Raw genomic sequence first — 24,371 nt, 5'->3', positions numbered from 1 at the left:
CGGGAGGTGGAGCGGGCGGAGTGGACCTAGCGTTGGGGTATGGCAGAGACGGTGGAGCTTGACGTCGGTGGGCGCACGGTGCGGCTGTCCAACCCCGGGAAGGTGTACTTCCCCGAGCGGGGCTTCACCAAGCTCGACCTCGCCCGCTACTACCTCGCCGTCGGCGACGGCGCGCTGCGGGCGCTGCGGGACCGGCCGACGACACTGGAGCGCTACCCCGACGGGGTGACGGGGGAATCGTTCTTCCAGAAGCGGGCGCCGAAGAACCTCCCCGACTGGACCCCGACCGGCCGCATCTCCTTCCCCAGCGGGCGGTACGCGGACGAGATGTGTCCCACCGAGGTGGCGGCCGTGGTGTGGGCCGCGAACCTGGGCTGTCTGACCTTCCATCCGTGGCCGGTGCGGCGCCCCGACACCGAGCACCCCGATGAGCTGCGCATCGACCTCGACCCGCAGCCGGGCACGGACTACCAGGACGCGGTACGGGCCGCGGGCGAGCTGCGCGAGGTGCTGGACGAGCTGGGGCTGCGGGGCTGGCCCAAGACCTCGGGCGGGCGGGGGCTGCACGTCTTCGTGCCCATCGCGCCGGAGTGGACCTTCACCCAGGTGCGGCGCTCGGCGATCGCGGTCGCGCGGGAGCTGGAGCGGCGGGCGCCGGAGCGGATCACCACGGCGTGGTGGAAGGAGGAGCGCGGCGAGAAGATCTTCGTGGACTACAACCAGACCGCGCGGGACCGCACCATCGCCAGCGCCTATTCCGTACGCCCCCAGCCGCACGCGCCGGTCTCCGCGCCGCTGCGCTGGGAGGAGGTACCCGACGCCCGGCCGCGCGACTTCGACCTGGCGACCATGCCGGTGCGCTACCGGGAGGTGGGCGATGTGCACGCGGACATGGACGAGCACGCGTACCGGCTGGAGGCCGCGCTGGAACTGGCCGACCGGGACGAGCGGGAGCACGGTCTCGGCGACCTTCCGTATCCGCCCGAGCACCCCAAGATGAAGGGCGAGCCGAAGCGGGTCCAGCCGAGCCGCGCCAAGCGGTGAGGGTGCGACAATCACGGCCATGGCCTCCGTCTTCGCGCATCCGGACCGGCACCGGGTGGCCGTGCTGGTACGGCACGGGATGCTGCCGTTCGAGCTGGGCATGGCGCACCGCCTGTTCGGGCGGGCCGTCTCGGCGTCCGGTGAGCCGCTGTACGAGGTGGTGACGTGTGCGCTGATGCCCGGTGAGGTGCGTACGGACTCCGATGTCAGCGTGAACGTCGCCCACGGCCCGGAGGCGCTGGCCGAGGCCGACACGGTGATCGTCCCGGCCGCCAACGAGAAGGACGAGCCGCAGACCGAGGGCCGTCTCGGCCCGGCGCTGGCCGGGGCCCTCGCCCGTATCCGGCGGCCCGGCACCCGTGTGGCGTCCATCTGCACCGGCGCCTTCGTCCTGGCGGCGGCCGGGCTGCTGGACGGCCGCCGGGCGACGACGCACTGGCAGGCCGCGGACCAATTCCGGGCACTGTTCCCGTCTGTCGAGCTGGACCCCGACGTCCTGTACACGGACGAGGGCGACGTCCTCACCTCCGCCGGGGACGCCTCAGGCATCGACCTGCTGCTGCATCTGATCCGGCTCGACCACGGCTCCGCGGTGGCCGGTGAGGTCGCGCGGGGCGCGGTGGTGGCGCCGCACCGCGACGGCGGCCAGGCCCAGTTCATCCGCCGCCCCGTCCCGGCGCCGCGCGGCTCCTCCACGACGCAGGCGCGGGCCTGGGCCCTGACCCGCCTCGACCGCCCGCTGTCCCTCGCGGAGCTGGCCGCGCGCGAGTCGATGAGCGTGCGGACGTTCTCGCGCCGGTTCCGGGAGGAGGTCGGGATGACGCCCGTGCGGTGGCTGACCCAGCGCCGGGTGGAGCGGGCGTGCCGGCTCCTGGAGGAGACGGATCTGCCGGTGGACCAGGTGGCGGCGGAGGCGGGCTTCGGCACGGCGGCGTCGCTGCGGATGCATCTGCGCGAGGCGCTGGGCGTCTCTCCGAGCGCGTACCGCCGCACGTTCCGCGGGGAGTGACCGGCGGCTACCGCCGGGGTGACACCAGCGGCTCGGCGCCCAGGGTGGCGAACCAGTGCTGGATCCGGTCCTCGTTGTGGGTCCTCGCCAGCGACAGCGTCAGCAGCAGCCGGGCCTTCTGCGGGGTCAGGTCCTCGGCGCCGACGACTCCGCGTACGTGGGGGTCGTACACCGCCCCCGAGCCGGTGCGGGAGGCCGACGCGAAGACCACGCCGTTCTTCACCGCGTCGGCGCGGGCCTCTGTCATGGCCGGGGAGAGGCCGCCCGCGCCGGTGCCCGCGGTGACGACGCCGGCGGCGCCCGCGTCGGCGAACGCCTTGATGGCCTCGGGTCCGGCGCCCTGGTAGCTGTAGGCGATCTCGACCTTCGGCAGCGGCCGCCGGGCGATGCGGTCCAGGTCGAAGGGGGTCTTCCAGCCCGGCTTGCCGCATTCCTGGACGCGCGCCGGGGCCCGGTCGACGCGGATGTGGTTCTGGTCGACGACGCCCAGCTCACCGCTGCTGCCGCTGGTGAAGGCGTTGAGCCGCAGCGCGTCGGCCTTGCGGACCTCGCGGGCGGCCTGGATCTGGTCGTTGAGCATGACGACGGTGCCGAAGCAGGTGGTGCGGCCGCTCGCGGCGAGGCGGATCGCGTTGTACAGGTTGGCGGGGCCGTCGGAGCCGATGACCGTCCAGGGGCGCAGCGCGCCGGTGAGCACCACGGGCTTGTCGCTGCGGACGGTGAGGTCCAGCCAGTACGCGAACTCCTCCATGGTGTCCGTGCCGGTGGTGACGACGACCGCGTCGTTGGTGCGCAGCGCGTCGTCGACCGCGGCGGTGAGCTTCCGGTACTCGGGGAGGGAGTAGTCGTTGGAGTCCTTGTTGCCGAACTGCCGGGTGGTGACGTCGGCGAGCCGGTTGACCTCGGGTCTGAGGTCATCGACCAGCCGGGACACCGGGAGCTGTCCGGACGCGTAGTTCTGGAAGGACACCCGGCTCTTGCTCACGCCCGCGATGGTGCCTCCGGTGCCGATGACGGCGACCTGCGGCTCGGGCCCGTGCCTCGGCTCCGGCGTCCGCCCGGCGGCGGCGAGGGCAGCGGCCGGGGTGCCGAGGCCGACGGCGGCCAGGGTGATCAGGACGGCGGAACCGCGGGCGATGCGGTGCATGGGATACCACCCAATGCGGCGTTTGCAGCCATATACGGACTATCCACCGTAACCACGTTCCCCGTCGGAGGGCGAGCGCCCGCACAGCCGGGCCAGCAGCAGCGCGACATCGTCGTCCGGCGCCCCGTGCAGCGCGGCCAGCACCTGGTCGCAGATCCGGTCCAGCGGGCCGTGGTGGTGGCGGCGCAGCAGCTGGACCAGGGTGTGCAGTCCGACGTCCAGCGACTCGTGCCGCTTCTCCACCAGGCCGTCGGTGAACAGGGCCAGCACCGCGCCCTCGGCCAGTTCGCAGTCGACCGCGGCGAACGGAACGCCGCCGACGCCCAGCGGTGCGCCGCTGGGGGCGTCGATCAGCTCGGCGTCGCCGCCCGGGTGGACCAGGACCGGCGGCAGATGGCCCGCTGTGGACAGCTCGCAGTATCCGGTGCGCGGGTCGCAGACCGCGTACAGGCAGGTGGCGATGGAGTCGCCCAGGGTCCGGGTGATCTCGTCGAGGTGGCGCAGCAGTTCGATGGGAGGCACGTCGAGTCTGGAGAAGGCGCGGGTCGCGGTGCGCAGCTGCCCCATGATCGCGGCGGCGTGGATGCCCTTGCCCATGACATCCCCGACGACCAGGCCGACCCTGCCGTCCCGCAGCGGCAGCACATCGAACCAGTCGCCGCCCGCGGCGCTGACCGCGGGCAGATAACGGGAGGCGGTCTCCAGGCCGTCGAGTTCCCGCGGCGGCAGGGACAGCAGGCTGTGCTGGAGGGTGAGCGCGGCGTCCCGTTCACGCCCGTACAGCCGGGCGTTGTCGATGGCCAGGGCGGCGCGGATGGCCAGCTCGCCGGCGAGGGTCAGGTCGTCCTCGTCGAAGGGCCTGGTGTTGACCGTGCGGTGCAGGCTGAGGGTGCCGAGCACGCTGCCGCGGGCGATGAGCGGGGCGGCGATGGAGGAGTGGACGCCCTCGCGGCGCAGCACCTCGGCGGCGTCCTCGTCGCGCGCGATACGGCGTATGTCCTGCTCGGAGGTGTGCGACAGCAGGATCGGCCTGCCGTCGCGCACGCACTGGGTGATCAGGCGGCTCGGGCCGTAGCGGGCGATCTCGCCGACCGGGTCGGCGGCGTGGACCGCGTCGGTGGGGTAGCCGGCGGCGACGGCGAGCGCACGGAAGCGGGCGGAGCCGTCGCTGCGCCCCCGGGCCACGGGTTCGCGGTGCACCACCGCGTCGAGGACGTCGACGGCCGCGAGGTCGGCGAGCCGGGGCACCGCCACGTCGGCGAGTTCCTGGGCGGTCTGCCGCAGGTCCAGGGTGGTGCCGATGCGGACGCCCGCGTCGGCGACGACGGCCAGTCGCTCACGCGCCTCGGCGACCTCGCTGGCCGCCCGGTGGCGTGCGGACACGTCGATGATCGAGACGGCGATGCCCAGGACCCGGCCGCCGGAGTCCTCCAGCCGGTAGTACGACTCCGACCAGGCGTGGTCGGAGTCGGGGTCGGCGGGGGTCCGGCCGATGGTCTGCTGGTCCAGGATCGGTTCCCCGGTGGCCAGAACGCGCCGCATGGCGGTCTCGATGGCCTCGGCGTCGAGACCGGGCAGCATCTCGCTGATCCGGCGCCCGCGCACCAGGGATTCGGCCAGGCCGTTCATGCGCCGCAGCGAGGGGTTGGCGCGCAGCCACCGCAGCTCGGTGTCGAAGACCGCGAGGCCGACGGGCGACTGCTCGATCAACAGGCCCGATACGGCCAGGTCGGTCTCGACCCGCCGTACGGTCTCCTCATCGGCGGCCAGCCCGAGGGCGTACGCGTCGTCGTGCACGTCGTGGAGGCCCATGGTGTGGAACTCCACGCGCACGATGGCGCCGTCCCGGCGCCGGACGGGGAAGACACCCGCCCAGGTGTCGCCCGCCCGGACCCGGGCGAACAACTCCACGGCCGCCCGACGGTCCTCCGGGCGGACGAGCAGCCGGTCCGCGCGGCGGCCCAGGGCCTCGGCCGCCGGAAAGCCGAACAGCAGCTCCGCCTCGGGGCTCCACAGGGTGATCTGGCCGTCGGCGTCCAGCACCACGGCGGCGACCCGCAGGAAGCCCAGCACCCCGCCCGCGGCGGTGGCCGGACCGTCCCCGCCCGTCCGGTCCGCCTCGCTGTCGTGGTCAAGACGGTCATGCGTCGTCATACCGGCACCTCACCGGCTCGCCGTGCCCTCCCTCTGTCATACCTCGCCCTGCACACCGCCGCACCACCGATGGGGGATATGCGGTCACGGTCAGATGGTGAACGGGCGCTGCCGGGCGAAGGCGGGGCGCGCGGATCCGGCCAGCGACAGATGAGGGGTCTGGTCCGGGGGCATCCTCCTGACGATCTCCTGGTGCAGCGCGCGGTAGCTGCCGGGGAACGCGCCGCCCCGCCAGACCTCCAGCAGGGTGCCGGTGAACAGTCCGTTGACGACGCCGTCGGCGGAGGTCTGGTTGTCCTGGCAGCCGGAGATGTGCAGCACATCGGCGTCGATCCTCGCGAGGTCCTTGGCGGTGTGGGTCTTCTGGATCCGGTCGTAGAGGTCGCGGTCCCGTGCGTAGAGCGCGGACTGCACGGGCTGGGGCATGGCCCGCAGCCTCCTGCCGACCTCGCGGGGGTCGTCGGTGGCGAAGCGCCGGCCGAGTTCGCCCGGGCTGAGCAGCTCGGGCAGCCGCAGGGCGGCCGTACCACTGTGGCAGCTGTCGGAGAGCATCCAGATCCGCACGCCCTTGGCGAACTTGCCGAACAGCCCGAACAGCTCGTCGTCGACCAGTTGACGGTCGTACAGCGCCCAGGTCCCGTCCAGCCGGTCGCCGGTCTCCTCGTGGTTGAGGTCGGGCACCTGGCCGCCGTGGCCGGAGTAGGTGAGGAAGAGGATGTCGCCCTCGGCCAGCCGGCCGGCCGCGGTCTCCAGCGCCGAGGTGACCGCCTCGGCGGTGGCGGCGCCGGTCAGCAGCGGGCCGGTGACCTCGAAGCCCGCGGCGCCGGCGAGCCGGGCCATGTCGGCCGCGTCCTGCTCGCCGGCGCTCAGCTCGCCGTTCCAGCCGTCGTACGCCACGGGATCGACCTGGTTGAGTCCGATATGGACGGAGAGACCGGTGGCCATGGGGGGCTCCTCGGGTCGCGGTCGTCGGCAGGTGCGCGGCGCGGCCGCCCCGCGGGCGATGGCTCGCCCTCCCCAGGATGATGCGGCGGCGCGTACCGCACCGCCCTGTTTTCCGGGCCCATACGGGGAACTAGGGGGTGTCCTCCGGATCATGCCGGGCTCGCGCGCCCCGGGCCGACAGGGCGTGCACGACGAGGTCGGCGGCGCGCTCCAGGTAGCCCGGCTCCGGCGGCACGCCCCGCACCGCGACGCGCCAGTAGACGGGCGCGGCGAGCAGATCGAGCGCCAGTTCGCGGTCGGTGTCCGGCGGCAGGTCGCCGCGCGCGATCGCGCGGTCCAGCAGCGCGACCGCGCGATCGCGGCGCGGTCCGCCGATGCTGTCGGCGAGCGCCCGCGACAGCGCCTCGTCCCGGCGTGCCTCGGCGATCAGGTCCGGGATGATGCGGCTGAACCGCGGATGGGTCAGCCAGTCGACGACCGCGCGCAGCGCGGCGAGCACATCGCCGTGCAGCGACCCGGAGTCGGGCAGGTCGACCATCGCGACGCTCAGTTCGGACGCGACGTCGATGACCATCTGCTGCTTGGAGGACCACCGCCGGTACAGCGCGCTCTTGCCGACCCCGGCCCGTTTGGCGACCGCCTCCATCGACAGCCGCGCGTAGCCCTGTTCGGCGAGTTCGTCGAGCACGGCGGCGCGGATGGCCTCGGTCTTGTGCGGGCGCAGCGTGGCGGCGCCGCTCGGGGCGCGCCGGGCGGGTGAGGCGGAGCGGGAGGGGTCCGGCATGGGCCGACCCTAGCAGATGGACGAGACGGTACCGTTCTGCTTACATGGCGAACGGGACGGTACCGTCCCGTCCATTCATTCCGTCCATCCATCGAAGGAGAACCCGTCATGGACGAACGCGTCAGGGTGTACGAGCGGGCCAGGGAGCTTCTGCTCGCCCACGACATGCGGGGGTGGATCTGTGGGCCGAGGACGGCACCATGGAGTTCCCGTTCGCCCCGCCCGGGTGGCCGCGCAGACTGGAGGGCCGCGAGGCGGTGCGGGAGTACGTGCGCGACTACACCGACCACATCGACCTGCGGGCCGTCGTCCACGAGGTCGTCCACCGGACCGCGGACCCGGGCGTGCTGATCGTGGAGTTCGCGGTGGACGCCGTCGCCGTCGCCACCGGCCGCGCGCACCGGATCGACTACGTGGCCGTCATCACCGTCCGGGACGGCGAGATCGTCTCCTACCGGGACTACTGGAATCCGCTCATGCTGGACGACGGGCTGACGTTCGCCACCGAGGGGGGCCGGACCGATGGCTGAACCCGCCGTGCTGGTCACCGGCGCGACCGGCAACACCGGCTCGCGCGTCGTACGGCGCTTGCGGGAGCGCGGGGTGCCGGTCCGGGCGGCTGCCCGGCGGCCCGGAACCGAGGCGGGCGCGGAGGGGGTGCGCTTCGACTGGTACGACCCGGCCACCCACGCCGCCGCGCTGAGCGGGGTGGAGCGGATCTATCTGGTCGCCCCCGTCGGCGAGGCCGACCCGGTGCCCCTCGTCGAACCGTTCCTCGCCGCCGCGCTCGGCCGGGGCGTACGGCGGGTGGTGCTGCTCAGTTCCTCCGCGGTCCCCGCCGACGCCCCCGGCCTGGGCGCCCTGCACCGACTCGTGCGGGACACGGTGCCCGAGTGGGCGGTGCTGCGGCCGTCGTGGTTCATGCAGAACTTCACCGGCGACCACGCGGTGGCCCATGCCATCCGCGGCGACGGCTGGATCGTCACCGCCACCGGCGACGGCCGGGTCGCCTTCGTCGACGCGGACGACATCGCCGCCGTCGCCGTCCGGGCCCTGCTGGACGACCGCCCGCACAACACCGACCACGTCATCACCGGCCCGCAGGCACTCGGCTACGCCGACGCGGCGCGCGTCGTGGCCGAGGTCTCCGGGCGCCGGGTCGGCCATGTCACGGTGACGGCCGGGGCGTTGCGGGAGAGGCTGGCGGACGCGGGGATACCGCGCGAGTTCGCGGCGATACTGGCGGCCCTGGACGAGGACATCCGGGGCGGCGCGGAGGACCGTACGACGGATACGGTCCTGCGGATCACCGGCCGCGAGCCCCGGTCGTTCCGGGACTTCGCCACCGCCCACCGGGCGGCTTGGACGTAGGGGGTGGGTCCGCACGGCCGCGCGGACCCACCTTCCGGCTCAGCTGTCGCAGGACGTGAAGTCCGGGCTGGTCTGCGCCAGATAGATGCTGGACCGGCCCTGGTCGTCGCTGCGCAGCGGGACCGTGACGGTGTCCTGCGCCTTCCACGGGAAACCGTTCGCGTCGAAGGTCCATTCACCGGTCACCTTCGTCGCCAGCTCCGACAGCGCCACCCAACCGTACTGATGTGACGGCACGCTGATCGTCAGGCTGTTGCCCAGCTCCTCACTCAGGCTGTAGCTGACCTCGCCGGAAATGGTGAGGCTGACGCTGGTCTGTACGGGGCTCGCGCTTCCCGCGCCGATCTCCCCGGTGAAGGACACCCCGAGCTTGCTCGACCAGCCGGTGCTGGTCTTCAGCGAGAACGTCCACGGGACCGGCGCCTCCGTGCCGTTGTACCAGACGGGAGAGACGCAACTCTTCGGCAGCGGCTCGGCCGGGGCCTGGGAACCCTTCGTCCACGAGCAGGTCGCCGCGTCCTTCTGGCAGCGCTTCGACGCGTGCTCCACCGCGGCCCGGAGGGCGGCGCCGGTCGCCGACGAGGGGATCCTCCACTGCTGCGCCTTGCTGCCGTTGCAGCCGTAGGTCTGGGTCCACGCGTCGTCGTACTGGGCGGCCAGGACGACGTCGACGCACTTGTTGTCACCGGCGTTGCGGATCATGAACGTGTCGCTCGCGCCGCTCACGGGCTGGAAGTACCAGCGCTGGCCGGACGACGCGGTACAGGACTGCTGCCTGAGCGGGTAGCCGGCTTCGACGCATTTGCCGGTGTCGTCGTTGACGAGGGTGAACGCCCCGTCGGCCTGCGTGTTGGCGTGCCACTTCTGGTGGTGGCCCGGCGCGGAGTTGGTGACGATGAAGACGCCGTCCCCGGTGTTGCCGTTCTGTACGTCCAGGTTGCGGCCGCTGTTGACCGACGTGAAACTCAGTCCGGTCAGGCCCGGTCCGTCGTCCGCCCGGGCCGTCCCGGCCTGCGCGGCCAGGCCGAGGACGACGGCGAACGCGGCGATGAGGACGGCGAACGTTCCACGTAAGCCACTGAGTCTGGTCGATTTCATGCCGGAACAACCCCCTTATTCGGTTCACCCTTCGGTGGTGTAATCCACCTCGTTCAGTACGCTATCGCTCTCTTTGGCCTCGCGGCAGTGCGCCGCGGTCAGCGCGCGGGCCGGTCAGCGCAGCAGCAGCTGCAGTCCGCCCACCACGGTCGCCGCGATCACCAGCCGCTCGAAGAGCAGCTGGTCGATGCGGTCGACGCACAGCTTGCCAAGGAGGGCGCCGGGTATCACGAAGAGGGCGAGGCCCGCGTCCAGCTTCAGGGAGTCGCCGTCGATCAGGCCGAGACCGACACTGAAGGGCACCTTGCACACGTTCACGATGAAGAAGAACCAGGCCGAGGTGCCCAGGAAGCCGAGCTTCCGGAAACCGGAGGAGATCAGGTAGAGGGACATCACCGGGCCGCCCGCGTTGGCGACCATGGTGGTGAACCCGCCGAGGGCACCGTACGAACCGGCCTTGGCCCGCCCCCCGGCGCCGCCGGCGGACCGGCCGGCCGCCGCCCCGTCCGCCCCCGCACGCCGTCGCCACACCGTGACGGCGGCCATGAACAGCAGGATCGCGCCGATCGACACGCGCACCGCCGCGTCGTCGGCCCACAGCATGAACGCCCAGCCCGCCACCACCCCGACCGCGACCGCGGGGAGCAGCCGCCACAGAGTGGCCCAATGGGCGTGCCGCCGGTAGGTGACCACGGCGAGCACATCGCCGACGATGAGCAGCGGCAGCAGCACCCCCGTCGACTCACGGGCGGGCAGTACGGCCGCGAAGATGGCGAGGCTGACCGTGTTGGCCCCGCTGACGGCGGTCTTCGAGAAGCCGACGAGCAGGGCCGCACCGGCGAGCGCGGCCAGTTCCCAGAGGGCGATGGTGTTCATGCCACGACACGATGCTACGTCCCCACCTGCGCGGATACGGCGGGGTGGCGCGAGACCCCTGTAGGGGGTGTCTTGTGGATCAGGCCGGACGGCCCGCCGCCTCCTCCAGGGCCGCCCGCAGCGTACGGCTGTCGGTGAGGCCGTCGCCGGGCCGGGTCAGCCAGACGTGGCCGCGCCGCACGCACCCCGGGCGGGGGCACCGCAGCACCCGGCCCGCCCCGGCCGCCGCGACCGTGCGACGGCGGGCGTACGGGGTCCCGGCCAGCCAGTGCTTCCACTCGGCCGCGGAGCCGGGCGGGACGAGGAAGGTCAGCACATGGCTGGTGGTCGCCAGCATCACGGGCCCCGTCGCGGCGTCGCGCCGCTGGAGGGCCTGGATCACCGCCGTGCCGATGTCGTCGGCCATCCGGACCAGGTCGAAGACGGTGCCCACCGGCAGATCGGCGAGGCCGTCGCCGCTGGCCCACTGGAGCCGCACCCGCCCGGGGTCGTCGCTGGCGGACAGCAGCCAGTCGGCCGCGTCGGTCTCCACGGTGCCGCCCACAGGGCTCATGAGGCGCGCTCGAGCGGCAGGGTGAACCACACCTTCTTCCCCTCGCCCCCCGGGCCCGGCGGCTCGGTGCCCCAGTCGCTGGCGAGGCAGTCGACGATGGCGAGACCGCGGCCGCACTCCTCGGTCGGCGAGGCGCGGCGGAAGACGGGAATGACGGGCGAGCCGTCGGCCACCTCGACCCGCAGCTCATGGCCGAAGCATCCGGCGGCCTCCAGGGAGACGGTGATGGTCACGGTGTCGGCGGGGCCGGAGCTGCCGTGCTCCACCGCGTTGGCGAACAGTTCGTTGGTGGCGAGGACTGCACCGTCGACGAGCGCGCCGAGCCGCCAGTCGTTCAGATGGCCGGTGACCATGCGCCGCACCGCGGCGGCACGGTCGGGAAGGGCGGGGAATTCGGCCCGGAAGAGGCGGCGGGCGACCAGGGCGCTCATCGGCCCCTCCCCGCGCGGTTCGGGCCCGGTGATCCGGATGCAGTGGCGGTTGACGGACACCGCGAGGGCCGGGCGATCGCGCCCCAGGTCCTCGTCATCGGCCGGTGCCGGCCGCTGCGGCAGTCCTGGGAGGGATCGGCTCACGGTGTCCGTCCTCGTCGGTCTGTGGGCTCTCATGACATACAGGCACATGGGGTGGTTGACATTCGGTTACGCGGGTAGGCGCTTGCTGGCGACTGACAGCGCTGCGTCTGAGCCGGTGGCGGTTGGTGCGCGCCCCCCGCCCGACCCGCCTGGACCGGCTGCCACGGACGGAGTCGACGCGGTCGCGCTGGATGCCGGATACCGGCATGGTTCCTCCTTCGACGGCAGCTCGGAGCGTCATCGGTCACCGTCATGTAGAAAAACGGTTGAACCGACCGGTGGGCGAGAGGGCATGGGGGTTGTCCGGTTGTACGGGCGTAGTGGTTCGGGCCGCACGGCCCTGGCGGGGCAGGCGTGAGCGGGGACCGCGGCGGGGAATCCGCCCCGGCCGCAGGGTCCGGACTGCCGGGTGTGTTCCGCCTGGACGGCAAGCGCGTGCTGGTCACCGGGGGCACCCGGGGACTCGGCGAACAGATCGTGCGGCTGCTGGCCGCCACCGGCGCGCGGGTGGCCACCTGTGCGCGGACGGCTGAGGACTTGCGGGCCCTTAAGGCGTCGCTGTCCACGCAGTCGGATACGAGTCCGCCGGGGGCACTGTTCACCGAGGCCCTCGACCTCACGGCGCCGGACCGGCTGGAGGCATTCGTCCAGGCATCGGCGGAACGTTTCGGCGGGTTGGACGGCGTCGTGGCGTGCGCGGGTGGCGCACGGGGCCGCGGGCTGGAGGAGGCGGACGCCCGGGACTGGTCGGCGACCTGGGAGCTGAACGTCGGCCATACGGCGCGGCTGATCAAGGCCGCGGTGCCGCATCTGCGGCACCGCGGCGGCGGCTCGGTGGTGGTGGTCGCCTCCATCTCCGGCTGGAAACCGGGACCACAGGCGCAGTACGGGGCGGCCAAGGCCGCCCAGATCCATCTGGCGGCCTCACTCGCCCGCGAACTGGGCCCGGACCACATCCGGGTGAACGCCGTCTCGCCCGGCTCGATGCTCATCCCCGGCAAGCGCTGGGACCGGATGCGCGCCGAGGAGCCGGAGAGCTACGCCCGGTTCACGGCCGAGGTTCCGGCCGGCCGGCTGGTCACACCGCTGGAGGTCGCCCGGGTCGTGGCGTTTCTGCTCTCCGACGCCTCCAGCGGGGTCTCGGGCGCGCACGTGCCCGTGGACCGGGCCCAGAACGCCCCCACCCCGAACGGCTACTGACACCCATCGGCGACCAAGGGCGGGGTGTCACCCGACCCGGTGACACCCGCCACGGCCGTACTCCCCTGCCCCCTTTGCGCACCCCTTCGCACGGCAGCCCCCCGGTCCCCCGCTCCGGGAGCCCGCCGCGCGCCGCGGTCAGGCCGCGGACCCGAGCACCGCCCGGGAGCGATGCTCGAACTCGCGCACCATGGGCTCGCCCCGCCGGGGCCGCAGCCGGCTGCGGAAGTCGCGCAGCGCCTGGATCGAGCGCTCGCTGTGCACCCCGCTGAGGGTGTCCAGCGCCTCGCCCGCGGCGCTGATGGCCTCGTCCAGCCGGTTCTGCTGGAGGTAGGCCGTGGCGAGGACGGAGCGGCTGATGGCCTGGCGGCGGCGCCGGTCGGCGTTGGCGCGGACCGACTCGGTGGCCGCGTTCTCGGCCTCCGTCGCGTTGCCCAGGTCCCGGAAGCACAGGGCCGCCTCGGCCGCCAGATAGTGGTGGTCCAGGAAGCGCACCCAGGGCGACTCCTGCTGGGCGCCCCGGCTCGCCTCCAGCTGGGCCTCGGCGGCGCGCAGCGCCTTGGACGCCTCCCGGGGCTGGTCGAGCGCCGCATGGCCGCGCGCGGCCATGGCGTGCAGCCGCATCAGGCCGAGCGGACTGCCCGCGTTCTTCGCGGTGGCGACGCCGACCCGGGCCAGTTCGACGCCCGCCTCCGCCTGGCCGAGGTTGGTGGCCAGATGGGACAGGCCGGCCAGGATCTGGCCGCCGAGCACCCGGTCGCCACCCTCGGCGCACAGCCGCAGCGCCTGGGTCATATAGCGCTGGGCCAGGCCGTATTCGGCGTTGTCGTAGGAACTCCAGCCGGCCATCGCGGCCAGCTTGGCGGCCGCGGTGAACAGCTGGCGCCGCTCGTGCGGCGGCGCGCCGCGCTGCTGGAGCATCGGCACGACCTCGGTCGACAGATAGAGCACGATGCTGGCGCGGACCTGGCCGCCGCCGAAGCGGTTGTCCATCTCGTCGAACATGCTGATGGCCGCGTGGACCTGCTCGACACGGCCGCCATCGGCCGCGGAGGAGAGCCGGGGGGTGTCCTGGTTCTCGACCAGCCACAGCAGCCATTCGCGCTGCGGGGTCACCAGGGCTCCGGCGACGAAGGGCACCGCGCCCAGCAGGCTGCGGCGGGAGATATCGGTGGAGCCGAGTTCGGCGAGCGTGTGCAAGGTCTCTGCTACGTCCTCCCGGTAGGCCAGCGCTCTGGCGACGACGGGGCGCTGACGGTCGGCGATGAAGCCGAGCTCGGCGGGGGCCAGCGGCCGGCCGAGCCGGTTGGAGAGCACGGCGGCGATCAGTTCGGGTGTGCTGCCGCGCGGCTGGCCGCCCTGCAGCCAGCGGGTGACGGACGCCTTGTCGTAGTTCGACTCGTGCCCTTGTCTGCGGCCCAGTTCGTTGACCCGGTGCGCCAACGAGGCGTAGGAGCAACCGGATTCCTTGAGGGCCGCGGCCAACGCGGCGTTGACGGGGGCGCACTGGCGCCCGCTTACCGGCTGTGCGCCCGGCATCACCGTAACCCTCCCCGGCACGCGCCACGGAAGGTTTCGGGATCCCCGCCGCACGGCGCCGTAGGCGACGGCTGTGTCAACGACGTTGTGGACAAAGGAGGTTGGGAGCCCCCGCCGTGGAGGGTGAGATGGGTCACCCGCTCACTATGCGTGGTGGGTCACTCACCCCGCAACCTTCGTTCTGATAATTTCAGAACGATCCGCATAGCTCTGTCTGTGTCGTCGGGCTCGTGGCACACTGTGCAGGCACACTGTGCAGGCATATGACAGCCACTCCGGGAGGCGGGACGTGAGCGAGGCACGGCCGAGCGGCGCCGCCCCCACCGTCTTACGCAAGGTTCTCGGCAAGCGGTTGCGGCACTTGCGGGAGAAGGCCCGGGTTTCCTTCGAAGAGGCAGCTCAGGCCATCGAGGTGACCCCGCTGACGGTGCGCCGGATGGAGAAGGCGGAAGTCGGCCTCAAGATCCCGTACGTCAAGGAACTGCTGTGGAATTACGGCGTCCGGGGATCGGAGCTCGAGAGCTTCCTCGCCCTCGCCCGGGAGGCCAACCAGCCCGGCTGGTGGCATCAGTTCCGGGACGTACTGCCCGACTGGTTCAGTGCGTATGTCAGCCTGGAGAGCGAGGCCACCGTCATCCGTGCGTATGAGCCGCACTACGTCCCCGGGTTGCTGCAGACCGAGGACTACGCCCGGGCGGTGCTCCGCATCGGCTTCCCCAACGACACCGAGGAGGAGCTGGAGCGCCGCACCGCCCTGCGCCTCCAGCGGCAGAGCCTGCTCACCAAGCCGGACGCACCGATCATGTGGGCCATCCTCGACGAAACCGTGCTGCGCCGCCCCGTCGGCCCCAGCGAGGTGATGCGGCGCCAGATCGACCACATCGTCGACACGCTGTCGATGCCCAAGGTCCGGCTGCAGATCATGCGCTTCGCGTCCGGGCCGCACCCCGGGGCCTTCGGCCCCTTCCACTACTTCCGCTTCGGGTTCTCCGAACTGCCCGACGTCGTCTACACCGAGAACCTCACCGGCGCGGTCTACGTGGACCGGTCGAAGGAGGTCGGGGCCTATCTGGAGGTCCTGGACCGGATGGCGGTCCAGGCGGACCCGATCGGCGATACCAGCACCATCCTGGCCGAACTGCGTAAGGAGCTGTGATGACAGACCCCGTCTACACCGGGATGCCGGCTACGGACCTGGGCACGGAGGGCTGGGAAAAGCCCTGGAGCGGATCCAACGGAGGCACCTGCATCGAGGCCAAGCGGCTGGCGGACGGCCGGGTGGCCCTCCGCCAGTCCACCGACCCGGGCGGCCCCGCCCTGATCTACACCCGTTCCGAGGTCGCCTCCTTCCTGGAGGCCGCCAAGGCGGGCGAGGCCGACTTCCTCATCTCGTAGGCCACCGCGCCGGCATCGCGCGGGGGCTCGCGTCAGCGTCGCCCAGGACTCGCGCGGACCCCCATCCGGGGGCCGCCCCAAGGCGCGCCGGGCGTACCCCCTGACGGGCCATGATTCGAAAACCACTACGGGCGCACAACCGCACAACCCCGTAGCGCACTCCCGCCCCCGCCGCCCCGCCACGCACACTGAAGGCGCCGTGGCGGGCGGCGGTGTCGTCCCTCCATCCAATCCGGATCGCTCCGGAACGACGGGAAGACGGGATGAACCTCCAGCACGCGTATCCACAGCGGCGCACACTGATCGTCGAGGGGTGTGACGGTGTCCGCCGGGACGGGCTGCTGGCCGGGCTCGCGGAGCGGCACGGCTTCACCGTCACCCGCCCCTCCCCCGACCTCCCGCACCTGGACCCGGTCCGCCCCTACCGCGAGCTGCTCCAGCACGACGGGGCGCTCGCGGTGGACGCGGGGCTGGTCGGCGAGCTGGTCTACGGGCCGCTGCGGCGCGGGCACTCCCGGGTCACCTGGATCCAGGCGTTCGACTTCGCGGATGCGGTGGCCGAGCGCGACGGGGCGTTCGTCCATGTGACCGCGCCCGCGACGGTACTGGAGGACCGGCTGGCCGCGCGTGGCGCCGGCGCGGCGGACCTCGCGGAGATCGACGCGGCGCTGACCGGCTTCGACCACGCCTTCCGCACCCTCGCCCAGCACGCCCCGGTGGTCACGGTCGACGAGGAGCCTCCGATGGAGCCCGGTTCCGGTCCGGGCGCGGAGCCGGGCCCGGGCGAGACTCCGGTGACGCTCCAGACGGCCTCCTTCGCCCGCCGCCTGCCACGGATTCGCTCACCCGTCCGCCGCTATGCCCAGAACCACTGAACTTCCGTGCAGAGTAGGTAAGTTGGAGCCTCGCACAGGCATGACGCACGGCAGGAGAAGCCCCGATGACCAACGGTTCGTCCGCCCCCGGCCCCGACCAGCAGGCGTGGTCGAAGATCGACACGAACGTCCCGCACTCGGCCCGGATCTGGAACTACTGGATGGGCGGCAAGGACAACTACGAGGTGGACCGGATCGCCGGTGATCAGTACCGGGAGGTCGCCCCGAACATCGAGGTCATGGCCCGCGCCTCGCGCGCGTACCTCATCCGCACCGTCACCCATGTGGCGGGCGAGTGCGGAATCCGCCAGTTCCTGGACATCGGCACCGGGCTGCCCACCTACGACAACACCCACCAGGTCGCCCAGCGGGTGGCGCCCGAGGCCCGGATCGTCTACGTCGACAACGACCCGCTGGTGCTCCGGCACGCACAGGCGCTGCTCACCAGCACCCCCGAGGGCGTGACCGACTACATCGACGCCGATCTGCACGACCCGGACCGGATCCTGGAGATGGCGGCGAAGACGCTGGACTTCGACCGGCCCATCGCCCTGATGCTGATGGGCATCCTCGGCCACATCCAGGACTACGGCGCGGCGGTGTCGATCGTCCGCCGGTTACAGCAGGCCCTGCCCTCCGGCAGCTACTTCGTGCACTACGACAGCACCGACACCAACCAGGCGCTCAAGGAGGCCCAGCAGGGCTACGACGACACCGGCGCCGTGCCGTACGTGCTGCGCGGCCTCGAGGAGATCAGCCGCTTCTACGACGGCCTGGAGCTGATCGAACCCGGTATCGTCTCGTGTCCGCTGTGGCGGCCCGGGCCGTCCGAAACGCCCGTCGAGACGACGGATGTGCACGGGGGCGTCGCGCGGAAACCATGACGAGGGCCGTCGCCGAGCCGGCCGTGCCGACCAAACGAATGGTTCGGCCACCGGGCAGGTAACCCGCGGCCCCGCCCCGTCGTCAGACACGGCACCGGGGAAGCCGAGGCGGAGGGACGCGCGGGTGTTCGAGGTCGGAGCCTGGAGAGTGCCCTCGGTCAAACGGCGCTTGCGGGCGTCCGTCGCCGGGGAGGCCGCCGTCGTACGGCAGCGCGGCCCGCGGGAGGAGCGCTCGGCGCGGCCGCGGCACCTGGCCATCATCATGGACGGCAACGGCCGCTGGGCGTCCTCGCGCGGCCTCTCCCGCACCCGGGGCCATGAGGCGGGCGTGCTGGCGCTGCCGCGCGTGGTGGACACGGCGCTGGAGGAGGGCGTCGAGCACCTGTCGCTGTTCTTCTTCTCCACCGAGAACTGGAACCGGCCGCGCGGCGAGGTGGCCGCCCTCATGCGGCTCACCGCCCAGCTGGCCGATGTCTTCCGCGCGTACGGCGAGCGCGGCGTACGGCTGCGCTGGCTCGGCTCCGAGGCCCGCCTTCCCCGCGCCACCCTGGCCGCCCTGCGCCGGGCCGAGGCCGAGACGGCCGGCAACCGCGCGATGACGCTGGCGTTCTGCTTCAACCACGGCGGGCGGGAGGAGATCGCCCGCGCGGCGACATCGCTGGCGCGGGCCTCGGCTGACGGGGCGCTGGACCCGGGCCTGATCGACGAGGCGCTGTTCACCCGGCACCTGCCGCACGGCGACCTCCCGGACATCGACATGCTGGTGCGGACGTCCGGGGAGCAGCGGATCTCGAACTTCATGCTGTGGCGCGCGGCCTACGCGGAGCTGTTCTTCGTGGACACGCTGTGGCCGGACTTCACGGCGGACGAACTGCGCGGCCTGCTGGCGGCGTTCGCGGGGCGCGAACGCCGCTTCGGCGCGAAGTGATGCACGGGGGTCAGCGGATCGGGACGCCGGAGAGGGTGCGGGCGATGACCAGGCGCTGGATCTCGCTGGTGCCCTCGAAGATGGTGTAGATCGCGGCGTCGCGGTGCATCCGCTCGACCGGGTACTCGCGGGTGAAGCCGTTGCCGCCGAGGATCTGGACCGCCTGGGCGGTGACGGTCTTGGCGGTCTCGCTGGCGAACAGCTTGGACATGGAGCCCTCGGCCGATTCGAAGGGCTTGCCGTTCACGGCCATCCAGGAGGCGCGCCACACCAGCAGGCGCGAGGCGTCGATCCGGGTGCGCATGTCGGCGAGCTGGAAGGCGACGCCCTGGTTGTCGATGACGGGGCGGCCGAACTGCTGCCGGGTCTTGGCGTAGTCGAGGGCGACCTCGTACGCGGCGCGGGCGGTGCCGACGGCCATGGCGCCGACGGCCGGGCGGGACGCCTCGAAGGTGGCCATCGCGGCGTTCTTCAGCCGCTCCCCGCCCGCCGTGGCCCTCTCGCGGGCGCGGGCGAGGCGTTCGTCCAGCTTCTCCTTGCCGCCGAGCAGGCAGCTGCCGGGCACGCGTACGCCGTCGAGGACCACCTCGGCGGTGTGGGAGGCGCGGATGCCGTGCTTCTTGAACTTCTGGCCCTGGGACAGGCCGGGGGTGCCGGGCGGGATGATGAAGGACGCGTGGCCCTTGGAGCCGAGCTCCGGGTCGACGGCCGCGACCACGACGTGGACGCCCGCGATACCGCCGTTGGTGGCCCAGGTCTTGGTGCCGTTGATGACCCATTCGTCCTTGGCCTCGTCGTAGACGGCCCGGGTGCGCATGGCGGAGACGTCGGAGCCCGCGTCGGGCTCGGAGGAGCAGAAGGCGGCGACCTTCACGTCATTGGCGTCGCCGTACATCTGCGGGATCCAGGTGCCGATCTGCTCCTCGGTGCCGTTGGCGAGCACGCCGACGGCGGCCAGGCCGGTGCCGACGATGGACAGGGCGATCCCCGCGTCGCCCCAGAACAGCTCCTCCATGGTCATGGGGATGCCGAGGCCGGTGGGGTCGAAGTACTGCTGGGCGTAGAAGTCCAGGGAATACAGGCCGATCTTGGCGGCCTCCTGGATAATCGGCCAGGGGGTTTCCTCGCGCTCGTCCCATTCCGCGGCGGCGGGGCGCATGACGTCCGCGGCGAAGCCGTGGATCCACTCGCGCACTGCCTTCTGATCTTCGTTGAGTTCGAACGAGAATTCCGCCATGGCCCCTCCACCTGCTACATCTGCCGTTACCTACGGTAACAGCAGTCTGTTACCGGCCAGTAGGAGATGTCAACTCCACGGCCGTTCGAACCCCTCCGCCCGGCCGGGTGTTACGTTGCGCAGATACGCGGAGCCCATACATGTAACGCGTGAAACATCAGGGGGACGGGGAGGCCACGTCATGGAGACCGGGACCAGCCAGCGCGAGGACCATCAGCAGCAGGCCGCCGCACGGCGCCGCAAGGAGCTGCTGGAGGCCGCCGACCGGGTGGTGCTGCGCGACGGCCCCGAGGCCTCGATGAACGCGATCGCCGCGGAAGCGGGCATCACCAAGCCCATTCTGTACCGCCATTTCGGCGACAAGGGAGGGCTCTACCGCGCCCTCGCGGTACGCCACACCGACGGCCTGCTCGCCTCGCTGCGCAACGCCCTGGACGCCCCCGCGCCCGACCGCCGCGGACGGGTGGCGGCCACGCTGGACACCTATCTGGCGGCCATAGAGGCCCGGCCCCAGGTCTACCGCTTCCTGATGCACCCGGCCGACCAGGGCCAGCAGCAGGAACAGGAACAGGGCTTCGACGTGGGCCACCACTCCGCCCCGCTGCTGCGCCGCATGGGCGACGAGCTGGCCAAGGTGATCGCCGACCGGGTCGAACTCGGCCCCGGCGGCGAGGAGGTGGCCCGGATCTGGGGCCACGGGATCGTCGGCATGATGCACGCCGCGGGCGACTGGTGGCTGCGGGAGCGGCCCTGTTCGCGCGAGCGGCTGGTGCGTCACCTCACCGATCTGCTGTGGGGCAGGCTGGCCCTGGTGGACGACCGCATCGGCGCCCCGGGGTTCTGAGCGCCACGGAATGACGTCCGCTGGTGCGCCCACGGCGCGCGGCGGGCCGCCCACAGCACCCGGCGCCGCCGCAAGCCGTCCAGCCGGTCCAGGAACAGCCCGCCGTCCAGGTGGTCGCATTCGTGCTGCAGACAGCGGGCGAAGAAGCCGCTCCCCTCGACCCGCACCGGCTCCCCGGTCACCGTCACGCCCTCCACCACCGCCCGGTCGAAGCGCGGGGTGCCCGCCTCGATGCCCGGCAGCGACAGACAGCCCTCCGCGCCCCGTACGGTCACCCCGTCGGCCGTGACCGTACGGGGGTTCACCACATGCCCCAGATGACGCCGCTCCTCGTCGTCCGGGCAGTCGTACACGAAGACCCGCAGCCCCACGCCGATCTGGTTCGCGGCGAGGCCCACCCCGCCCGCCGCGTACATCGTGGCGAACAGGTCCTCGACCAGCCCGGCGAGCGCGGCGTCGAACGCGGTGACCTCCTCGCAGGGCGCGCGCAGCGCCTGATCGCCGAGCAGCCGCAGGGGCCGCACCCTCCCCCGGCTCCCGGGGATCGCGCCGTTTCGCATGGGAGCCAAGCGTACGGTCCCCCGGAAGGGCCGACGGGATTCGGGACACCGGCCGGATCTCGATAGGCTGATCCCCGACCGTGGCCTCCCGGCTGGCGATTCGGCGCGGAGGGGGCGTACCACCGGTGCCTCGGGGGGCAGGTGCGGCGCCGGTATGCGAGGAGGATCGAGAGACGATGGCAGGCAACTCAGAGCCGCTGTCGCCACGTGCCAAGCTGGCCGTGACGGCGGGCAAGGCCGCGGCGGCGGTGTCGAAGGCCGCGGGCCGCGGCAGCGGGTCGGTGATCGGCGGCAAGGTGGCCCTGCGCCTCGACCCCGATCTGCTCAGCAGGCTGGCGAACCACCTGGACGTGATCCTGGTGTCGGCGACCAACGGCAAGACCACGACCACCCGGCTGATCGCCGAGGCGCTGCGGGCCGCGGGCCCGGTGGTCTCCAACGCGCTCGGGGCCAATATGCCCGCGGGCATCACCTCGGCCCTGGCGGGCGGCTCCGACGCCCGCTACGGCGTGATCGAGGTCGACGAGAAGTACCTCGCCGGGGTCGCCCGCGACACCGAGCCCAAGGCCATCGCGCTGCTGAACCTCTCGCGCGACCAGCTCGACCGGGCCGCCGAGACGCGGATGCTCGCCGAGAAGTGGCGCGAGGGCCTGGCCGGTACGAAGGCCATGGTGATCGCGAACGCGGACGACCCGCTCATCGTCTGGGCCGCCTCCTCCAGCCCCAATGTGGTGTGGGTGGCCGCGGGTCAGGAGTGGAAGGACGACGCCTGGTCCTGCCCGTCGTGCGGCGGGGTGCTCCAGCGCCCCGGCGACGACTGGGTGTGCGGCGAGTGCGGCTTCCGCCGCCCGGTGCCCAGCTGGGCGCTGAACGGCGACTACGTGCTGGACCCGCACGGCGCGGCCTGGCCGATCCACCTCCAGCTGCCCGGCCGCGCGAACAAGGCGAACGCGGCCACCTCGGCGGCCGTGGCCGCCACCTTCGGCGTGCCCCCGCAGGTCGCGCTGGAGCGGATGTACCAGGTGCAGGCCGTCGCCGGCCGCTATGACGTGGTCACCTTCCAGGAGCGGCAGCTGCGGCTGCTGCTGGCGAAGAACCCGGCCGGCTGGCTGGAGACGTTCTCGCTGATCGATCCGCCGCCCACCCCGGTGATCCTCTCGGTGAACGCGCGCGGCGCGGACGGCACCGACACCTCCTGGCTGTGGGACGTGGACTACACCCGGCTCGCCGGGCACCCGATCTGCGTGATCGGCGACCGCAAGCTGGACCTCGCGGTGCGCCTGGAGGTCGCCGGGCTCGACTTCCGGGTCTGCGCCGACGCGGACGAGGCGGTGCGGATCTCCCCGCCCGGCCGCATCGAGGTGATCGCCAACTACACCGCGTTCCAGGACCTGCGCCGCCGGGTCGGCAACTGACCCCCGTACGAGGAGACACGACGATGCGTAGCACGAGCCAGAACGGCCTGCGTCTGGTCTGGGTCTACCCCGACCTGCTGAGCACGTACGGCGACCAGGGCAACGTCCTGGTGGTGGAGCGCCGGGCGCGCCAGCGCGGGCTGGACGTCTCCCGCCTGGACGTCCGCTCCGACCAGCAGATCCCCACCTCCGGGGACATCTACCTGATCGGCGGCGGTGAGGACCGCCCGCAGCGGCTCGCCGCCGAGCGGCTGATGCGGGACGGCGGGCTGAACCGCGCGGTCGCCAACGGGGCGATCGTCTTCTCGGTGTGCGCCGGGTACCAGATCCTCGGCCACGAGTTCATCAACGACCTCGGGCAGCGCCAGCAGGGTCTGGGGCTGCTGGACGTGATCAGCACCCGCGGTGAGGGCGCCCGCTGCGTCGGCGATGTGCTGGCCGACATCGACGACCCGCTGGGCCTGCCGCCGCTGACCGGGTTCGAGAACCACCAGGGCGTGACCCATCTGGGCCCGACCGCGCGCCCCTTCGCGCGTGTCCGGTTCGGCAACGGCAACGGCACGGGCGACGGCTACGAGGGCGCGTACAAGGACACCGTCTTCGGGACGTACATGCACGGTCCGGTGATGGCCCGCAACCCGTACATCGCGGACCATCTGCTGAAGCTGGCGCTCGATGTGAACGGGCTGCCGCCGGTCGACGACCAGTGGTACGAGGCGCTGCGCAACGAGCGGATCGCGGCGGCCACCGCCCAGCCCGCCTGACCCGTTCCCGGGCGGGTCCCCGGCGGGCCCGCCCGGTCGCCGTTAGGGTGTCTGTCGTCCCGCCGGACAGCGCGGTCCGGCCGTCGGCCTCTCATAGACAGAGGAATCACGCGCCATGCGCATCGGTGTGCTCACGTCCGGCGGCGACTGCCCCGGGCTGAACGCGGTCATCAGGTCCATCGTCCACCGCGCCGTCGTCGACCACGGCGACGAGGTGATCGGCTTCCAGGACGGCTGGAAGGGCCTGCTGGAGTGTGACTACCGCAAGCTCGACCTGGACGCCGTGGGCGGCATCCTGGCCCTCGGCGGCACCATCCTCGGCTCGACCCGGGTGCAGCCCGCGCACCTGCGCGAGGGGGTGGAGCGCGCGAAGGGCCATGTCGAGGAGCTGGGCCTGGACGCGGTCATCCCGATCGGCGGCGAGGGCACCCTGAAGGCGGCCCGGATGCTGTCCGACGCCGGGCTGCCGATCGTCGGGGTGCCGAAGACGATCGACAACGACATCGCCTCGACCGATGTGACCTTCGGCTTCGACACCGCGGTCGGGGTGGCGACCGAGGCCCTGGACCGGCTCAAGACCACCGCGGAGTCCCATCAGCGGGTGCTGATCGTCGAGGTCATGGGGCGCCACACCGGCTGGATCGCGCTGCACTCGGGCATGGCCGCGGGCGCCCACGCGATCGTCGTACCGGAGCGCCCGTTCGACATCGAGGAGCTGGCCGCGACCGTCGGGGCACGGTTCGAGGCGGGCAAGAAGTTCGCCATCGTGGTGGCCGCCGAGGGCGCCAAGCCGCGCGAGGGCACGATGGAGTACACGGCCGGGGAACGGGACGTCTACGGCCACGAGCGGTTCGCCGGTATCGCCCGCCTGCTCTCCGTCGAGCTGGAGGGGCGGCTGGGGAAGGAGGCCCGGCCGGTGATCCTGGGCCATGTGCAGCGCGGCGGCACGCCGACGGCGTACGACCGGGTCCTGGCCACCCGCTTCGGCTGGCACGCCGTGGAGGCGGCGCACCGCGGCGAATTCGGCAAGATCACGGCGCTGCGCGGCACGGACATCGTGCTGGTGCCCCTCGCGGACGCCGTGGAGCGGCTGAAGACGGTCCCCACCGAGCGGTACACCGAGGCCGAGTGCGTGCTGTGATCTGACCGGTTCTAGGCTGGTGCGAGCACTTTT

25 protein-coding genes are annotated in these 24,371 nt (G+C 72.3%); 14 read left to right on the top strand and 11 right to left on the bottom strand.

Annotated elements, in window-relative coordinates; translation table 11 throughout:
• The first annotated feature begins 39 nt into the window (after nt 1-39).
• Complete coding sequence (gene ligD / locus ASC60_RS16510; RefSeq protein WP_055551541.1) at nt 40-1,044, top strand: non-homologous end-joining DNA ligase; 1,005 nt, start codon at nt 40-42, stop codon at nt 1,042-1,044.
• Nucleotides 1,045-1,063: 19 nt separating this feature from the next.
• Complete coding sequence (locus ASC60_RS43740) at nt 1,064-2,053, top strand: GlxA family transcriptional regulator (RefSeq protein WP_055551540.1); 990 nt, start codon at nt 1,064-1,066, stop codon at nt 2,051-2,053.
• A gap of 7 nt (nt 2,054-2,060) precedes the next feature.
• On the opposite strand, the gene ASC60_RS16500 is transcribed toward ASC60_RS43740, so the two are convergent.
• The 4 genes from ASC60_RS16500 to ASC60_RS16485 form a co-directional block, all read right to left on the bottom strand.
• A complete protein-coding gene (locus ASC60_RS16500; RefSeq protein ID WP_055551538.1) occupies nt 2,061-3,200 on the bottom strand; it encodes an asparaginase in 1,140 nt (379 codons plus the stop codon).
• 39 nt (nt 3,201-3,239) lie between these two features.
• Nucleotides 3,240-5,354 carry a SpoIIE family protein phosphatase gene (locus ASC60_RS16495; protein ID WP_055551536.1) on the bottom strand — a complete coding sequence of 705 codons (2,115 nt, stop codon included), beginning with the start codon at nt 5,352-5,354 and terminating at the stop codon, nt 3,240-3,242.
• A gap of 90 nt (nt 5,355-5,444) precedes the next feature.
• Nucleotides 5,445-6,299: a caspase family protein gene (locus tag ASC60_RS16490; protein WP_055551535.1), complete on the bottom strand. Its 855-nt coding sequence runs from the start codon at nt 6,297-6,299 to the stop codon at nt 5,445-5,447.
• Nucleotides 6,300-6,429: 130 nt separating this feature from the next.
• A complete protein-coding gene (locus ASC60_RS16485) occupies nt 6,430-7,083 on the bottom strand; it encodes a TetR/AcrR family transcriptional regulator (protein ID WP_055551533.1) in 654 nt (217 codons plus the stop codon).
• Nucleotides 7,084-7,283: 200 nt separating this feature from the next.
• On the opposite strand from ASC60_RS16485, the gene ASC60_RS16480 reads away from it, so the two are divergent.
• Nucleotides 7,284-7,613: a nuclear transport factor 2 family protein gene (locus ASC60_RS16480; protein WP_370592920.1), complete on the top strand. Its 330-nt coding sequence runs from the start codon at nt 7,284-7,286 to the stop codon at nt 7,611-7,613.
• Complete coding sequence (locus tag ASC60_RS16475; protein WP_055551531.1) at nt 7,606-8,454, top strand: NAD(P)H-binding protein; 849 nt, start codon at nt 7,606-7,608, stop codon at nt 8,452-8,454. Before ASC60_RS16480 ends, ASC60_RS16475 begins: the two co-directional genes overlap by 8 nt.
• Before the next feature lie 39 nt (nt 8,455-8,493).
• Here the strand turns inward: ASC60_RS16475 and ASC60_RS16470 are convergent, their stop codons facing one another.
• The 4 genes from ASC60_RS16470 to ASC60_RS16455 form a co-directional block, all read right to left on the bottom strand.
• On the bottom strand, nt 8,494-9,552 hold the full coding sequence (locus ASC60_RS16470) for an RICIN domain-containing protein (protein ID WP_055551529.1): 1,059 nt from the start codon (nt 9,550-9,552) through the stop codon (nt 8,494-8,496).
• Between the two features lie 114 nt (nt 9,553-9,666).
• The gene (locus ASC60_RS16465; protein WP_055551527.1) at nt 9,667-10,428 is read right to left on the bottom strand and encodes a sulfite exporter TauE/SafE family protein; all 762 of its coding nucleotides are present in this window, start codon (nt 10,426-10,428) and stop codon (nt 9,667-9,669) included.
• Between the two features lie 79 nt (nt 10,429-10,507).
• Entirely contained in the window at nt 10,508-10,981 is a 474-nt protein-coding gene (locus ASC60_RS16460) for a hypothetical protein (RefSeq protein WP_055551525.1), read from the bottom strand.
• Nucleotides 10,978-11,556 (bottom strand): ATP-binding protein, encoded by a 579-nt coding sequence (locus ASC60_RS16455; protein WP_234356968.1) that lies wholly within the window; start codon nt 11,554-11,556, stop codon nt 10,978-10,980. Before ASC60_RS16455 ends, ASC60_RS16460 begins: the two co-directional genes overlap by 4 nt.
• Nucleotides 11,557-11,910: 354 nt before the next feature.
• On the opposite strand from ASC60_RS16455, the gene ASC60_RS16450 reads away from it, so the two are divergent.
• Nucleotides 11,911-12,756: an SDR family NAD(P)-dependent oxidoreductase gene (locus ASC60_RS16450; RefSeq protein WP_079038437.1), complete on the top strand. Its 846-nt coding sequence runs from the start codon at nt 11,911-11,913 to the stop codon at nt 12,754-12,756.
• A gap of 138 nt (nt 12,757-12,894) precedes the next feature.
• On the opposite strand, the gene ASC60_RS16445 is transcribed toward ASC60_RS16450, so the two are convergent.
• The gene (locus ASC60_RS16445; RefSeq protein ID WP_055551521.1) at nt 12,895-14,295 is read right to left on the bottom strand and encodes a hypothetical protein; all 1,401 of its coding nucleotides are present in this window, start codon (nt 14,293-14,295) and stop codon (nt 12,895-12,897) included.
• Between the two features lie 289 nt (nt 14,296-14,584).
• Between ASC60_RS16445 and ASC60_RS16440 the strand changes: the two genes are divergently transcribed.
• The 5 genes from ASC60_RS16440 (at nt 14,585) to uppS (ending at nt 18,377) form a co-directional block, all read left to right on the top strand.
• Nucleotides 14,585-15,451: a helix-turn-helix transcriptional regulator gene (locus ASC60_RS16440; RefSeq protein WP_055551519.1), complete on the top strand. Its 867-nt coding sequence runs from the start codon at nt 14,585-14,587 to the stop codon at nt 15,449-15,451.
• Nucleotides 15,451-15,690, top strand: coding sequence for a DUF397 domain-containing protein (locus ASC60_RS16435; protein ID WP_055551517.1), 240 nt, complete (start codon nt 15,451-15,453; stop codon nt 15,688-15,690). The genes ASC60_RS16440 and ASC60_RS16435 overlap by 1 nt, the downstream gene beginning before the upstream one ends.
• 263 nt (nt 15,691-15,953) lie before the next feature.
• The gene (locus ASC60_RS16430; RefSeq protein ID WP_055551516.1) at nt 15,954-16,565 is read left to right on the top strand and encodes a hypothetical protein; all 612 of its coding nucleotides are present in this window, start codon (nt 15,954-15,956) and stop codon (nt 16,563-16,565) included.
• 65 nt (nt 16,566-16,630) lie between these two features.
• On the top strand, nt 16,631-17,449 hold the full coding sequence (locus ASC60_RS16425) for an SAM-dependent methyltransferase (protein WP_055551513.1): 819 nt from the start codon (nt 16,631-16,633) through the stop codon (nt 17,447-17,449).
• 124 nt (nt 17,450-17,573) lie between these two features.
• Entirely contained in the window at nt 17,574-18,377 is an 804-nt protein-coding gene (uppS, locus tag ASC60_RS16420; RefSeq protein ID WP_055551510.1) for a polyprenyl diphosphate synthase, read from the top strand.
• Nucleotides 18,378-18,387: 10 nt separating this feature from the next.
• Here uppS and ASC60_RS16415 read toward each other — a convergent pair whose 3' ends face one another.
• Nucleotides 18,388-19,614 (bottom strand): acyl-CoA dehydrogenase family protein, encoded by a 1,227-nt coding sequence (locus tag ASC60_RS16415; RefSeq protein ID WP_055551508.1) that lies wholly within the window; start codon nt 19,612-19,614, stop codon nt 18,388-18,390.
• Nucleotides 19,615-19,795: 181 nt separating this feature from the next.
• Between ASC60_RS16415 and ASC60_RS16410 the strand changes: the two genes are divergently transcribed.
• Complete coding sequence (locus ASC60_RS16410) at nt 19,796-20,458, top strand: TetR family transcriptional regulator (protein ID WP_055551506.1); 663 nt, start codon at nt 19,796-19,798, stop codon at nt 20,456-20,458.
• On the opposite strand, the gene def is transcribed toward ASC60_RS16410, so the two are convergent.
• A complete protein-coding gene (gene def / locus ASC60_RS16405; RefSeq protein ID WP_234356967.1) occupies nt 20,389-21,018 on the bottom strand; it encodes a peptide deformylase in 630 nt (209 codons plus the stop codon). The genes ASC60_RS16410 and def overlap by 70 nt on opposite strands.
• 176 nt (nt 21,019-21,194) lie before the next feature.
• Here def and ASC60_RS16400 point away from each other — a divergent pair, with 176 nt between their 5' ends.
• From ASC60_RS16400 to ASC60_RS16390, 3 genes are all read left to right on the top strand, one after another.
• Entirely contained in the window at nt 21,195-22,433 is a 1,239-nt protein-coding gene (locus ASC60_RS16400) for a MurT ligase domain-containing protein (RefSeq protein ID WP_055551504.1), read from the top strand.
• Between the two features lie 23 nt (nt 22,434-22,456).
• Nucleotides 22,457-23,197 carry a type 1 glutamine amidotransferase gene (locus ASC60_RS16395; RefSeq protein ID WP_055551503.1) on the top strand — a complete coding sequence of 247 codons (741 nt, stop codon included), beginning with the start codon at nt 22,457-22,459 and terminating at the stop codon, nt 23,195-23,197.
• A gap of 115 nt (nt 23,198-23,312) precedes the next feature.
• Nucleotides 23,313-24,338 (top strand): 6-phosphofructokinase, encoded by a 1,026-nt coding sequence (locus ASC60_RS16390; RefSeq protein WP_055551501.1) that lies wholly within the window; start codon nt 23,313-23,315, stop codon nt 24,336-24,338.
• Nucleotides 24,339-24,371 lie beyond the last annotated feature (33 nt).

The sequence above is a fragment of the Streptomyces sp. NBRC 110028 genome (genome assembly GCF_001417735.1).
Lineage (GTDB): Bacteria > Actinomycetota > Actinomycetes > Streptomycetales > Streptomycetaceae > Streptomyces.
This window is presented reverse-complemented; position numbering and strand designations above follow the sequence as displayed.

Excerpts from the sequence above, each read along its gene's own strand:
- ligD (WP_055551541.1), top strand. The coding sequence starts at position 40 with ATGGCAGAGACGGTGGAGCTTGACGTCGGTGGGCGCACGGTGCGGCTG.
- ASC60_RS43740 (WP_055551540.1), top strand. The coding sequence starts at position 1,064 with ATGGCCTCCGTCTTCGCGCATCCGGACCGGCACCGGGTGGCCGTGCTG.
- ASC60_RS16500 (WP_055551538.1), bottom strand. The coding sequence starts at position 3,200 with ATGCACCGCATCGCCCGCGGTTCCGCCGTCCTGATCACCCTGGCCGCC.
- ASC60_RS16495 (WP_055551536.1), bottom strand. The coding sequence starts at position 5,354 with ATGACGACGCATGACCGTCTTGACCACGACAGCGAGGCGGACCGGACG.
- ASC60_RS16490 (WP_055551535.1), bottom strand. The coding sequence starts at position 6,299 with ATGGCCACCGGTCTCTCCGTCCATATCGGACTCAACCAGGTCGATCCC.
- ASC60_RS16485 (WP_055551533.1), bottom strand. The coding sequence starts at position 7,083 with ATGCCGGACCCCTCCCGCTCCGCCTCACCCGCCCGGCGCGCCCCGAGC.
- ASC60_RS16480 (WP_370592920.1), top strand. The coding sequence starts at position 7,284 with ATGGAGTTCCCGTTCGCCCCGCCCGGGTGGCCGCGCAGACTGGAGGGC.
- ASC60_RS16475 (WP_055551531.1), top strand. The coding sequence starts at position 7,606 with ATGGCTGAACCCGCCGTGCTGGTCACCGGCGCGACCGGCAACACCGGC.
- ASC60_RS16470 (WP_055551529.1), bottom strand. The coding sequence starts at position 9,552 with ATGAAATCGACCAGACTCAGTGGCTTACGTGGAACGTTCGCCGTCCTC.
- ASC60_RS16465 (WP_055551527.1), bottom strand. The coding sequence starts at position 10,428 with ATGAACACCATCGCCCTCTGGGAACTGGCCGCGCTCGCCGGTGCGGCC.
- ASC60_RS16460 (WP_055551525.1), bottom strand. The coding sequence starts at position 10,981 with ATGAGCCCTGTGGGCGGCACCGTGGAGACCGACGCGGCCGACTGGCTG.
- ASC60_RS16445 (WP_055551521.1), bottom strand. The coding sequence starts at position 14,295 with ATGCCGGGCGCACAGCCGGTAAGCGGGCGCCAGTGCGCCCCCGTCAAC.
- ASC60_RS16435 (WP_055551517.1), top strand. The coding sequence starts at position 15,451 with ATGACAGACCCCGTCTACACCGGGATGCCGGCTACGGACCTGGGCACG.
- ASC60_RS16430 (WP_055551516.1), top strand. The coding sequence starts at position 15,954 with ATGAACCTCCAGCACGCGTATCCACAGCGGCGCACACTGATCGTCGAG.
- ASC60_RS16425 (WP_055551513.1), top strand. The coding sequence starts at position 16,631 with ATGACCAACGGTTCGTCCGCCCCCGGCCCCGACCAGCAGGCGTGGTCG.
- ASC60_RS16415 (WP_055551508.1), bottom strand. The coding sequence starts at position 19,614 with ATGGCGGAATTCTCGTTCGAACTCAACGAAGATCAGAAGGCAGTGCGC.
- ASC60_RS16410 (WP_055551506.1), top strand. The coding sequence starts at position 19,796 with ATGGAGACCGGGACCAGCCAGCGCGAGGACCATCAGCAGCAGGCCGCC.
- def (WP_234356967.1), bottom strand. The coding sequence starts at position 21,018 with ATGCGAAACGGCGCGATCCCCGGGAGCCGGGGGAGGGTGCGGCCCCTG.
- ASC60_RS16400 (WP_055551504.1), top strand. The coding sequence starts at position 21,195 with ATGGCAGGCAACTCAGAGCCGCTGTCGCCACGTGCCAAGCTGGCCGTG.
- ASC60_RS16395 (WP_055551503.1), top strand. The coding sequence starts at position 22,457 with ATGCGTAGCACGAGCCAGAACGGCCTGCGTCTGGTCTGGGTCTACCCC.
- ASC60_RS16390 (WP_055551501.1), top strand. The coding sequence starts at position 23,313 with ATGCGCATCGGTGTGCTCACGTCCGGCGGCGACTGCCCCGGGCTGAAC.